Annotated in this window: 10 protein-coding genes and 1 riboswitch; of the genes, 6 read left to right on the top strand and 4 right to left on the bottom strand. The window is 72.1% G+C overall.

All coding sequences use genetic code 11. From position 1 onward, the window contains the following. Positions 1-330: 330 nt before the first annotated feature. From AMK11_RS09925 to AMK11_RS09915, 3 genes are read left to right on the top strand one after another with little or no spacing between them, the layout of a single operon-like run. Positions 331-2166: a glycosyltransferase gene (locus AMK11_RS09925; RefSeq protein ID WP_073725721.1), complete on the top strand. Its 1836-nt coding sequence runs from the start codon at positions 331-333 to the stop codon at positions 2164-2166. 18 nt (positions 2167-2184) lie between these two features. After that, positions 2185-2691 (top strand): hypothetical protein, encoded by a 507-nt coding sequence (locus tag AMK11_RS09920; RefSeq protein WP_241846925.1) that lies wholly within the window; start codon positions 2185-2187, stop codon positions 2689-2691. Then, on the top strand, positions 2688-3827 hold the full coding sequence (locus AMK11_RS09915; RefSeq protein ID WP_079187332.1) for a glycosyl hydrolase: 1140 nt from the start codon (positions 2688-2690) through the stop codon (positions 3825-3827). The genes AMK11_RS09920 and AMK11_RS09915 overlap by 4 nt, the downstream gene beginning before the upstream one ends. Before the next feature lie 31 nt (positions 3828-3858). Here the strand turns inward: AMK11_RS09915 and AMK11_RS09910 are convergent, their stop codons facing one another. The 3 genes from AMK11_RS09910 to AMK11_RS09900 form a co-directional block, all read right to left on the bottom strand. Continuing rightward, positions 3859-4665, bottom strand: coding sequence for a polysaccharide deacetylase family protein (locus AMK11_RS09910; protein WP_073725288.1), 807 nt, complete (start codon positions 4663-4665; stop codon positions 3859-3861). Continuing rightward, a complete protein-coding gene (locus AMK11_RS09905; RefSeq protein ID WP_073725286.1) occupies positions 4662-6023 on the bottom strand; it encodes a glycosyltransferase in 1362 nt (453 codons plus the stop codon). The genes AMK11_RS09910 and AMK11_RS09905 overlap by 4 nt, the downstream gene beginning before the upstream one ends. 100 nt (positions 6024-6123) lie before the next feature. After that, the gene (locus AMK11_RS09900; RefSeq protein WP_198941336.1) at positions 6124-7188 is read right to left on the bottom strand and encodes a GNAT family N-acetyltransferase; all 1065 of its coding nucleotides are present in this window, start codon (positions 7186-7188) and stop codon (positions 6124-6126) included. Positions 7189-7464: 276 nt separating this feature from the next. Here AMK11_RS09900 and AMK11_RS09895 point away from each other — a divergent pair, with 276 nt between their 5' ends. After that, on the top strand, positions 7465-8274 hold the full coding sequence (locus AMK11_RS09895) for an HAD family hydrolase (protein WP_073725250.1): 810 nt from the start codon (positions 7465-7467) through the stop codon (positions 8272-8274). A 28-nt stretch (positions 8275-8302) separates the two neighbouring features. Here AMK11_RS09895 and AMK11_RS09890 read toward each other — a convergent pair whose 3' ends face one another. After that, positions 8303-8794, bottom strand: a complete 492-nt coding sequence (locus AMK11_RS09890; RefSeq protein ID WP_073725248.1) for a transglycosylase SLT domain-containing protein — start codon at positions 8792-8794, stop codon at positions 8303-8305. A gap of 4 nt (positions 8795-8798) precedes the next feature. Next, a riboswitch (cyclic di-AMP (ydaO/yuaA leader) is annotated at positions 8799-8966 on the bottom strand. 712 nt (positions 8967-9678) lie between these two features. Here AMK11_RS09890 and AMK11_RS09885 point away from each other — a divergent pair. Together AMK11_RS09885 and AMK11_RS09880 are read left to right on the top strand one after the other, a co-directional pair. Then, the gene (locus tag AMK11_RS09885) at positions 9679-10689 is read left to right on the top strand and encodes a polyprenyl synthetase family protein (RefSeq protein ID WP_073725246.1); all 1011 of its coding nucleotides are present in this window, start codon (positions 9679-9681) and stop codon (positions 10687-10689) included. A 263-nt stretch (positions 10690-10952) separates the two neighbouring features. Then, positions 10953-12203 (top strand): LolA family protein, encoded by a 1251-nt coding sequence (locus AMK11_RS09880; protein WP_073725244.1) that lies wholly within the window; start codon positions 10953-10955, stop codon positions 12201-12203. Positions 12204-12237: the final 34 nt, after the last annotated feature.

Below are 12237 nucleotides of genomic sequence, written 5' to 3'. Positions count from 1 at the left end.
GCGCCGAACAGGGACTCCGCGACGACGCCCCTGGAGAAGCCGGAGACGACTGGGACGGCCGGGACGACCGCCGCCGTGTCCGAGCACGAACACGATCCCGAGCACCAACACGATCCCGAGCACGAACACGAGGAGGAGCAGGAGCACGGGCGCGGGCATGTCCGCGCGCGAGAGGCGACGGAGTCCCCCCGCGCCTCGCAGGAGACGGCCACCCGGACCTCGCAGGAGGCGTCCGCCCGGCCGGGTCGGGAGCCCGTCCCCCAGGGGCCCGCACGCGCCGCCCACCGACCCCCTACCCCGGAGCCCTCCGGCTCCGCCACCGAGCCGCCCGTGACGGATCTGTCCGAACTCGCCCCCGCCGCCTGGCCGGCCCGCGCGGCCGCCACCTGGCCGGCCCTGCCGCTGCTCGCCGCGCTCGCCCTGTGGGGCTACGCGCTACGGCACACCGACGTGTCCGCCCTGGACGACTTCGGTCTCGTCAGCGCCCTGCACCCCGCCTTCTGGGCCGGGCTCGCCGTCCTGACCGGCGGCTTCTGGTTCACGGTCCGCGATCCGCGCCGCCCGGGCGCCTGGTCGTTCGCGTACGTCCTGGGCCTGCTGGTCATGGAACGGGCCACCCAGGCCCTTCTCTACCCAACCCCGCTGTACGCGTGGGCGTGGAAGCACGACGCCGTCATCGACCACCTGCTCACCGCCGGCAGCCTCCAGGGCGCGGATCAGCTCGGCGACATGGCCGTCTACGACCAGTGGCCCGGCTTCTTCGCCGCCCAGGCCGCGCTGGTGCGCCTGCTGGGCGTGGACAACGCCGCGATGTACATGGCCTGGTGGCCGTTGGTCTCCAGCGTCCTGCTGCTGCTCCCGCTGCTGCTGATCTACCGGACCTTCACCGAGGACCGGCGGCTGATCTGGACCGCCGTGTGGCTGTTCTGCGTCGGCAACTGGGTCGGCCAGGACTACTTCTCCCCGCAGTCCGTCGCCTTCGCCCTGCACCTGGGCGTCATCGCGGTCGTACTGCGCCGCTACGGCCGCTCCGGCGGTCGGCGCGGCCGGCAGGGTCAGGCGGTGTGGACCGTGCTGCTCAGCGTGCTGGTCACGGCCATCGTCGTCTCGCACCAGCTGACGCCCGGCATGCTCGTCGTGACGCTCGCCGCCCTGGCCCTCACCCGCCGGTACCGTGACTGGGTCCCGGTCGTCACCACGGTGGTGATCTTCCTGGCCTGGTGCCTCACGGCCGCACTGCCCTTCCTGTCCACCGCCATGCCGGACATGATCCGCTCCATCGGTGACGTCGGCGCCAACGTCGAGACCGGATACGGAACCACACCCACCGGCACCGGCGCGGTGGCGACCTCCTGGGCGGCCCGGCTGCTGTCGGGATCGGTACTGCTGCTCGCGCTGGCCGGCGTCCTGCGCCAACGGGTGCTGCGGCACCGGGCGCTGCCGCTGCTGCTGGTCGCGGCGGCGCCGCTGCCGATGTTCGTGGCGAGCAGCTACGGCAGCGAAATGATCTTCCGGGTGCTGATGTTCACGCTGCCCGGCGCCGCCTTCTTCGCCGCCGCCGCGCTGCTGCCCAAGGTCCGTACCCTGGCCGCCGACGCTGCGGCGCTGGAGACGGCGGGGCGCTCGCCGAAGCCCACCACCGCCCGGCGGCGCCGGGTCCCGCTGCCCGCGCTGCCCTCGCTGCGATACGGCGTGTGGGTGCCGTTGCTCGTGCTGCTCGCCGGGACGCTGGCGTTCGTGCCGAGCTACTCCGGCAAGGATCGCGTCAACTACTTCCCGCCCCGGGAGGTCGCCCTCGTCGATCAGCTCTTCGGCCAGGCCCCCGACGACTCCCTGGTCGTCGCCGCCAACCGGAACTACCCGCTCGCCTACGAGCAGTACTGGAGAGTCGACCACTACTGGTTCCTCGACGACGACCGGCGCCACGTCGACGAGATCGTGCGCGACCCGGCCACCGTCCTGGCCCGCGACATGGCCGCCGTGGAAGCCCCGGCCCGCGCCTACTTCCTGCTCACGCAGGGGCAGGTGGCCAACTCGGAAATGAACGGCCAGCTGGACAAGGCCCAGTTGGACCGCATCCGGGAGTCCGTGGCGTCGTCGCCCGCGTTCGAACTGGTCGGCGAGAACGACGCCGGCGTGCTCTACGTCCTGAAACCGGCGAGCTGACGAGAGGCGGGCCGGACGATGAAACAGCAGAACGCCATGACACAGCAGGACGCCATGACACAGCAGGACGCCATGACACCGCAGGACCTCGTGATCCGCATGCTGCCCCCGTTCGGCGGCTGGCTGGCGCTCGCCGCACTCGCCCTACCCGGCGGCTCGCCGCTGCGCGGCGCGGCGGTCGCCGTCTTCCTGGCCGTCGGCCCGGGCGCGGCCCTGGTCGGGCTCTGCGGCCCGGCGCTGCGCACCCGCCGCGCGGAGGGCCCCGTCGAACGGCATGACGCCCGCTTCGAACGCCACTCCGACCTGCTCGAACGGCTGATGCTGGCCGTCCTGCTCAGTGTCGGCGCCGCGATGCTCGTCGCCACGGTGCTGATAGCCGCGCAGGCCTTCAGCGGGGACCGCGTCCTGCTGACGCTCACCCTGCTGACCACGCTGGCCGCGTTCTGCCCGCGCCTGCGGGCCTCCCCGACGCCCAGGACGGCGCCGGAGGCGCCGCCGAGGACACGGAAGGGTTCCACTCTGTGAGGTTCGCCCGTCCCGCTCGCCGTACACGCGGGGACTCGACGACGACCGGACAGCACCGCCGGCCCAGGACCCCGGAGGAACACCGGGCCCGGGGCCGGCGACGGCTGCTGATCACCTCCGTCACGGCCACCTGCGCGGTCCTGGTCGCGGTGCTCGCCCTGCGCGACGCCTCCGGCCCGGCCGACCCGGCCGACGACCCGAAGTGCCGCCCTACCGAGCTTCTCGAACCGCCCTGCGGAGCCTGGTTCGGCGCCTTCGTGCCGCACGACAAGCCCGACCTGGCCGAGAAGGTGTACGCCTACGAGGAGCAGGTCGGCCGCCGGCTCGACATCGTGTACACGTACCACGACATGTCCGCCGTCACGGAGACCCGCCTGGAGGGCCAGCTCCTCACCGAGCAGGAGCAGCAGGTCGGAGAGGACCGCATGCTGCTGCTGTCCTGGGAGAGCAAGTGGTGGGGCGGCACTAAGCGGCAGCAGCCCACCTGGAAGCAGATAGCCGCCGGTGACCTGGACGACTCCGTCATCGACGTCCAGGCGCGGCGGATCAAGGAGTACGGGGAGCGGACGGGGAAGAAGGTGTTCCTCTCCTTCGACCTGGAGATGGACACCCGCACTCCCGACAACGGCACCCCGGCCGAATACGTCCGGGCCTACCGGCACATCCACGACCGTTTCCGCGAGCTGGGCGTCGACAACGTCGTGTGGACCTGGATCATCACGGGCTACCTGAACCACGCCGACCTCTTCGAGAAGATGTACCCGGGGGACGAGTACGTCGACTGGATCGGCTACAACCAGTACAACTACTACCTCTGCCACGAGACGGACTGGCTCAGCTTCGCCCAGACCCAGTACGCCAGCCACGACTGGATCCGCGCCAACATCTCCGACGACAAGCCCCTGATGCTGTCGGAGTTCGGCAGCGCGTCCGATCCGAAGCGCCCGGACCGGCAGGCGGACTGGTACGCGCAGGTGCCCGGCGTGCTCAAGGACCTGGAGGGCGTCAAGGCGGCCCTCCAGTGGAACTACCGCGACCCGGGACCGCACTGCAATCTGGCCATAGCCAACGAGCAGGCGTGGGGCAGCCTGCGCAAGGTGGCCGCCGACCCCCACCTGAACCAGCCGCTCGAATGACGGGTGGGTCGTCGGCGAACCCGCGCGGTCGTCACCCGGCGAACTCGGGCCCCCGGACCATGGCCCGCCCCCGCCGGTACCAGCGCCACGCCACCGTCTTCGGACCGTCGCGGTAGGGAGCGATCCGGGCGCCCCCTCCCGCCAGCCACCCCGCCACGTCGGCGACCGTGTGGCTCTGCCGCACGATGAGCCGCGCGATGCGGTACCGCTCGTCGCGGTCCGAACTGAGCGCGTGCCGCACCGCGGTGGCCGTCTCGTACCCGGCGCGGGCCGACAGCGACCGCACCTTCGCGCTGTTGTAGCCGTGCGGATAGGCGAGGTGGCGCACCGGATGCCCGAGGGCGTCCTCCAGCACCGCCTTGGACCGGCGCAGTTCGTACGCCAGGTCCCTGGCGGACAGGGTGTCGAGCTGGGCATGGGTGACGGTGTGGCTGCCGATCTCCATGCCGGAACGTTCCAGCTCCGCCACCGCGTCCAGCGTCATCATCGGTGCGGGCGGCAGCAGGCTGCGGCCACCCGGGGCGATGGCGCCGGTGGTCAGATACGCGGTGGCGGGCATCCCGCGCCCGGCCAGCGCCTCGGCCGTGGGGCCGGGCAGGTCGGCGAAGCCGTCGTCGAAGGTGAGCAGCACCGGCCGGGGCGGCAGCGGCGCCCGCCCGGCGAGGTGGTCGGCGAGCACGCCGATGGTGATGGGCGTCCGGCCGCTGTCGGCGATGGCGGCGAGGTGCGCCGCGAACTCCTTGGGACGGACGGTGAACTCGGCGATCCACGAGGGCGGGTCGTCCATCACCGCGTGGTACAGGAAGACGGGTATGTGCGCGGGAGCCCCCTCGTTCATCTCGCCTCCAGCCCGACCGTGCGCAGCGCCCGGCGGGCGCGCAGATAGCCGACGGGGCCGTACAGCATGCCCCGGCGCTGCAGCCGGGACAGCCGCCGCGGCCAGGGATGCGTACGGGAGTCGTGCCCACCCGGCACGCCCGCACCCGCACCGGAATCGCCCCCCGCACCGGACGCCCGCACGGCCGTCAGCCCCCGCGCGTGCGCCAGCCCGCCCGGCACCCGCGCGAGGAAGGCCGGCAGCAGCGCGGGCCGGTTCACCAGGACCGCCGTGAGGTAGGCGGTGAGGCCGGCGCCGTAGCCGTACGCCTGCGTCTCCAGGTCCCGCCAGGTCTCCCGGTGGTGGTGCCAGACCAGCGCGCTCGGCGTGTACCGCAGCCGCCGCCCCTCGGTGAGGACGCGCACGAACCCGTAGAGGTCGTCGCCGCCCCGCGCCCGTGTGCCCGCGCCGGTCGCCGGGTCGAAGCCTCCCACCGAGCGCAGCACCGCCGTGCGGAAGGCCATGTTGGCGCCGGAGCCGAAGCGGCCCGCGGTGAACGGGAACAGCGGCTCGCCGGCGGGCGGGTGCGCCGGGTCGTACGTGCGCGGGGTGAACCCCTTCGCGAAGCCGCCGTGGCTCTCCAGCAGCACCTGGGCGGGGGTGCGCAGCCGCGCGGGCAGGATCAGCCCCGTGGCGCAGCCCAGTCCCGGGTCGGCGGCGAAGGGCGCGGTCAGTTCGGTGAGCCAGCGCGGGTCGGCGACCACGTCGTCGTCGGTGAAGGCGACCACCTGGCCGCGTACGGCCGCCAGGCCCCGGTTGTGGGCGATGGCGAGTCCGGGCACCGGTTCGCACACGTACCGCACCCGCTCGCCGTACTTCCGCTCGACCAGCTCCCGGGTCTCCTCGGTCACGGGCGCGTTGTCGACGACGACGATCTCGGAGTCCGGGTGGTCCTGGGCGAGCAGCGAGTCCAGGGCGCGGGCCAGTTGGCCGGCGCGTTCCCGGGTGGCGACCACGACGCTGGCGGACGGCGGCACGGGCAACGGCGCCGGCGCAGCCTGTGGGGGCAGCTCCCGGGCGAGCCCGGTCAGCACCGCCACCGGATCCGCGCCGTCGGGCACCTGCCCGAGGAGGGTGCCGACGGGCTGCCCCGCACGTCTGACCAGTACGAACACCGAACCGGACGTGACCGGTGCGCTGCCCGGCCCCGGTCTCAGCTCAACACCCTCGTCGCCAGGGTCGCCCCCCGCCCCCGCCGCCTCCCGAGCCGCCGGCAGATCCAGCTCGGCGACCTGCACCGGCCCGATGCTCAGGAACTGCTCGATCTCCCGCCGTGTCTCCTGCCGTGTCCCCTGCCGCGCACGCCGCCCACCGGCCATGCGCCCACCCCCTCGTGGTTGCCCTCGTCGCTGCTCTTCGTGTTGCCCACCGTCACGACCGGCCCTCGTCACGACCGGCCCCCGTCACGACCGGCCCCCGTCACGACCGGCGCAGCCGTGCCGCGCCCCGCAGCGTCCGCACCGCCAGCGACGCCAGCCGCGGCCGCTCGCGCACGAAGCCGTGCGCGCGGCGGACCGGTTCGCGGCCGAGCCAGTGCAGCGCGGCGCCCGCTCCCGGACGCGTCGCCGCGCCCTCGTACACGGGCAGTTCGCCGGTCTTCAGCGAGTCCTTGTACTCCGCCGGGCCCCGCCCCATGTCGAGCATGCCGATGCCCTCGGCGGCGGCGGCCTCGGCCATCCGCAGGTGCAGGATCAACCCCGGCGAGTACTTGGCGAACTCCGGGTCGTACGCAGGGAACCAGCACGCCAGGACCGTCGCCGAGCGCAGCCCGAAGTGGGCGGCGACCGGCCGTCCGCCGGCGTAGAGCACGGACAGTGTGCCCGTGCACTCCGGCGCCCGGATCCCGGCCAGCCGCCCGACGAGCCGGGTGATCCACTCCTGGGCGAACCGGTCCCGGCGTCCCGTCCTGCGGTACTGCGCCGACTTCCAGCCCATGAGGGTGCGCAGTGCGGCCGGGTCGCGCTCGTCGAAGACGAAGCGCACGTCCCCGGCCTGGCGGCCGAGCCGGCGCTCCTTGGCGAGGGTGGTCTTGAGGAACTTCGGCGACCGCGCGCGCAGCGCGCTCTCGTACGCCGCGTACCCCTGCTCCACGTCGATGACGTACGTGGCGTGCTCCTCGGCGGCGAGCGGCACGAACAGACCCTGGTCCGCCTCCAGGTTGTCGAAGGCGAAGCTGGACAGGGAGCAGGCCCGCAGCAGTCGGCGGGTGTCCGGGGCGAGGTCCTGGCGCAGCACCGCGCCCTGGCAGTCCGACACCCCGAGCCCGATCGCGCGGCCTTGTCCCAGGGGCCCGCGCTCGTGCGGCAGGAAACCCGCCGCCTCTCCGCCGTCGTACACCACCGCCACCCGCGCCCGCGGCCGCACCCGGCCCACGACGTCGGTGAATTCCGGTTCCATGAACGGGTTGCGTGGCACCGTCGACTTGGCGCGCAGCTCGCGCCAGCGTTCCCGTTCCCCCTCGCCCAGCTCCTCCGGCCTGAGCACACGCACACGTCCGCTGTTCAACCCGACCCCCCGATCAAGTCCCCCCTGGACACAAGGAAGGTACCTCCGGGGCCGCCCGGCCGGTAGGTAGCGGACCATCTTGTTGCCAACCGGTGCACAGGCCTTTAACCGGCTTTAGCCGATGATGTGCCAGGTTTCGGACACGATCGGGCGTCGTCGTGCGTTCTCGGACGTACTCGCTGCGTCCTCGTTCGGAAGCGGTCCGGAAGCGGTCGCGGGTGAGTCGGGCACGTGCCGCGTCCGTATTCTCTGATCATGGACCGCACCGCATATTCACTCGTCGCCACCGACCTCGACGGCACGCTGCTCCGCGGCGACGACACCGTCTCCGACCGGTCGCTGGCCGCGCTGGCCCGGGCGGCCGGCGCCGGTGCGCGGCACCTGGTGGTGACGGGGCGGCCGGCGCCCCGGGTGCGCTCCCTCCTGGACCGTCTCGGCTGCACGGGGCTCGCGGTGTGCGGACAGGGCGCGCAGGTCTACGACGCGGGCGCGCACCGGATGCTCTGGTCGGTCACCCTGGACCGGGAACTGGCCGAAACCGCGCTCGGCAAGATCGAGGCGGAGGTCGGGCAGGTGTACGCCGCGGTCGACCAGGACGGCGTCGACGGCCTCACCCTCATCGAACCCGGGTACCTGATGCCCCACCCGACGCTGCCCGCGGTGCGCGTCGGCCGGCGTGACGAACTGTGGGCCAAGCCGATCAGCAAGGTGCTGCTGCGCCACCCCGACCTGTCCGACGACGAGTTGGCGGCGACGGCGCGCGCGGTGGTCGGCTCGCTCGCCACGGTCACCATGTCGGGGCCGGGGACGGTGGAGCTCCAGCCGTGCGGCATCACCAAGGCGACCGGCCTCGCGCTGGCCGCCGAGCGCCTGGGGGTGGGCCGGCGGCGGACGATCGCCTTCGGGGACATGCCCAACGACATCCCCATGTTCCACTGGGCGGCCCACGGCGTCGCCATGGCCGGCGCCCACCCCGAACTCAAGGCGGTCGCCGACGAGGTCACCACGACGAACGAGGACGACGGCGTGGCCGTCGTCCTCGAACGGATCTTCAGTACCTCTTGATGCGGCTCGGTCCGCGCCCGGGTAGGGCTCAGTACGCGCCGAAGACGTTGTCGATCGAGCCGTAGCGGTCGGCCGCGTAGTTGCAGGCGGCGGTGATGTTGGCGACCGGGTCGTACGGGTCCCAGGAGGTGCCCTCGACGTGGTACGCCTGGAAGGTCGGGTCGATCACCTGGAGCAGGCCCTTGGACGGGGTGCCGTTGATGGCGTTGATGTCCCAGTTGTTGATGGCGAGCGGGTTGCCGGACGACTCCCGCATGATGTTGCGGTGGATGCCCTCGTAGGTGCCGGGGATGCCGTGCTGCGCCATGACGTCGAGCGACTCACGGATCCAGCCGTCGAGAGTGTTCGAGTACGTCGTCGTGGCGGTGGCGGCGGCCGGCGCGGCGGCCGGGGTGGCCGCGGAGGCGCTGGTGGCACCGATGAGCGGCAGGGCGAGCACCGCGGCGCCGGTGCCGGCCACAGCCAGCTTCCGGGCGAGACGGCCGGCGCGGGCGTGACGGTTCTGACCGTTGGCAGACATGCTGAGTCCCTCTCCTTACGCCTGCGAGGTGAGCTGTCGGGTTCGGGCGGGGAGGTGCCCGGCCGGGCCCTGACGGGCACGGCTTCACCCCGAGCCGCTCCGGTGGTGACCGGTGCGGCGACTTACCTGGGTCCCCCGCTCCTGCCGGCGAGTGTGTTGGCGGATGACTGCGTCCGGGCGGTGGCAGGATTCGGCGTCCGCCCGACAGGCCGGGAACGTATGCGAGAGCACATGTCCGGAACAAGTGCAGGAATCACCCAACACGCCTGTTGACCTTGGTCTGGGGCATTTGGGGTGCTTGATCCTTTGCGGCCGCCAAGCTTCAACTCGCTTGCGGGGCAAAGGGAGGGCGCAGTCGGCGGCCGGGTTGCCTCTGGGTGGCCTGAAGTGAGCCAACTCACCGGCCTCAACAAGAGCGGCAAATCGGGCATTCAGTTCAAGTATGAGCCAATCGCCCGCAGGTCGTGAGGGCTTCGGGGGCGGGCGGACTTCGGGATGGATGGACGGCTGGACGGCCGGTCCGGGGTGCCGCCGGGCGGTCTCCGCGCTCGACCGCCGTGCCGTCCGGTGTTCACGAGCGCGTCGTGCGGGCATGCGTTCGTATCGACAGAGGAGGGCCGAGTGGGTGACGTACTCGGAGTGCGGGCCGTTGGGAGGGGTGATGTGATCTTCGGTGGCGGCTTCCGGCCTCGAGGATGTCGATCGATATCTGCTCATATCGCCTGATCAAAAACATACCGCGCATGATCCGATACCGACCGGCCTGTAACGGTGGGCGCTAGCGGTGATCGAAACGTGACCGGATACGCTGACTTGAGTGGTGGCAGCGACCTATCGACAAACCAGGTAATCGCCAGTAGACACCAGCAGACAGGAGACCCCTCGTGACCGTCGTCGGGCCGTTCGGGCTGAGCGTGCGGGACCAGGCTCTGGAAGCCGATGTCCAGGCCGGATTGGTCGCGGTCGAGGAAGGGTTGCTTGAGGCAACCAAAAGCGAGGTGCCCTTCATCACGGAGGCCGCCCAGCACCTGGTGCGGGCCGGCGGCAAACGGTTCCGGCCACTGCTGGTGATGCTCTCGGCCCAGTTCGGTGATCCCTACGCCCCCGGCATCGTGCCCTCGGCCGTCGTCGTCGAGCTGACCCACCTCGCCACCCTGTACCACGACGACGTGATGGACGAGGCCGCCGTGCGCCGCGGGGTGCCCAGCGCGAACACCCGCTGGGACAACTCGGTCGCCGTCCTCACCGGCGACTTCCTCTTCGCCCGCGCCTCCCAGATCCTCGCCGACCTCGGCCCCGAGGCGGTCCGTGTGCAGGCCCTGGCGTTCGAGCGGCTGGTCACCGGCCAGATCCTCGAGACGGCCGGGCCGCAGGACGGACGTGACCCGGTCGACCACTACCTGGACGTACTGGGCGGCAAGACGGGGTCGCTGGTGGCGGTCTCCTGCCGGTTCGGCGCGATGATGTCCGGCGCCGACGAGACCGTCGTCGACGTGCTCACCCAGTACGGCGAGCGGCTCGGCGTCGCCTTCCAGCTCGCGGACGACGTCCTGGACATCGCCTCCGACTCCCACGAGTCCGGCAAGACGCCCGGCACCGACCTGCGCGAGGGCATCCCGACCCTGCCGGTGCTGCGGCTGCGCGAGCGCGCGGAGCGGCTGGGGCTCGCCGAGGACATCGCCCTGTCCGAGCTGCTCGACTCCGACCTGAGCGACGACGCCCGGCACGCCGAGGCGCTGCGCCTGCTGCGCGCCCACCCCGCGCTGGAACAGGCGCGCAAGGACACCGTCCGGTACGCCAGGGAAGCCCGGGCGGCGCTGGCCCCGCTGCGGGAGTGCGAGGCGAAGTCCGCGCTGGTGGAGCTGTGCGACGCCGTGGTGCACCGGGCCGGCTGAACGCGCGGTGCGGTGACCTGCCTCGCGTGGTGGGCGTACCCCGCCCCCTACGGGCCGGGGGAGCTGCCGCCCGTCCGTGTCATCCCGCAGGAGTACGCGGAGTTGAGCCCGCGGTCTGACGCTTCTCCCCGGCCGATTTGGTCAGATGGACACCACGGAACACACCAATCCTCACCGATTCGGGTGAGAATGGCGGCTCACGGGTGAGACGACGAGTGCGAGGTCGCGAGACAGCCGCCGCCGACGACGGAGGTAGGGCACAGATGGCACCGATCGATTCCGACGACAACAGGACCGCCGGGGAGGGCGAGGACTCGCGCGCCGGACGGCGCAAGGCCGCGCGCTACGTCGTACCGGTCGCGGTGATGGGAGTGGCGGCCGCGACGATCGGGCTCGTCCCCGCGATCGCCGACTCCGGGGACCCGGACCTCCCGAAGGTCACGGCGGAACAACTCATAGAGAAGATCGCCAAGTCGGACGTCGAGCAGTTGTCCGGCACGGTGAAGATCACCACGGATCTGGGCCTGCCGAACCTCGGCGGCCTGGAAAGCGGCTTGATGTCCGGTATGTCCGGTGCGCCGGGTGCGGCCGGTGAGGACGGCGGCTCCGCCGCCGACCCGTCGGCCAAGCTCACCGAGCTGGTGTCCGGCACCCACACGCTGCGGGTTGCGGCGGACGGCCCCGACCGGCAGAAGCTCTCCCTGCTGGAGAACGCCGCCGAGTACAGCCTGATCCACGACGGCAAGGACGTCTGGGGCTACGACAGCGCGTCCAACGAGGTCTACCACTCGACCACGTCCGAGGCGGCCGGGCAGCCGGAGAAGCAGAAGAGGCAGCAGAAGCCGGAGCAGGACGTCCCGGCCACGCCGAAGGACTTCGCCGACCAGGCGCTCAAGGCGGTCGACGACACCACCTCAGTCACCGTCGATGGCACCGCGCAGGTGGCCGGCCGGGACGCGTACCGACTGGTGATCGAGCCCAAGCAGGAGGGCTCCACGGTCGGCGCCGTCAGCATCGCGGTGGACGCGAAGACCGGTATGCCGCTGAAGTTCACGCTCACTCCGGCGAGCGGCGGCGCCGCCGTCGTGGACGTCGGCTTCACCCAGGTCAGCTTCGCGAAGCCGGACGCGTCGACCTTCGACTTCACCCCGCCCAAGGGTGCGAAGGTCACCGAGGCCGACGAGACGGCCGGGGCGCCGGAGCACGGGCGCGAGGCGGCCGGCGCCGACGTGGCCGGGGAGCTGGACGGCCTGGAGGTCATCGGCGAGGGCTGGAACTCCATCGCCACCTTCGACACCGGCGGCCAGGGCCTGCCCACCGCCTCCGCGGGCGGCGACGCCGGTGCCCTCGGCGGCTTCCTCGGCTCCTTCGGTGACCAGGTCAAGGGCGACTTCGGCTCCGGCACGGTCTTCAAGACCCGCCTGGTCAACGCCCTGATCACGGACGACGGCAAGGTCTACGCCGGCGCCGTCACCAAGGACGCGCTGGTGAAGGCGGCCGACGCGGCCCGGTAGACGCCGGACCGGAGCGGGAACGACGAGGAGAGGG

Origin of the sequence: Streptomyces sp. CB02414 (assembly GCF_001905385.1) — a bacterium.
Lineage (GTDB): Bacteria > Actinomycetota > Actinomycetes > Streptomycetales > Streptomycetaceae > Streptomyces.
This window is presented reverse-complemented; position numbering and strand designations above follow the sequence as displayed.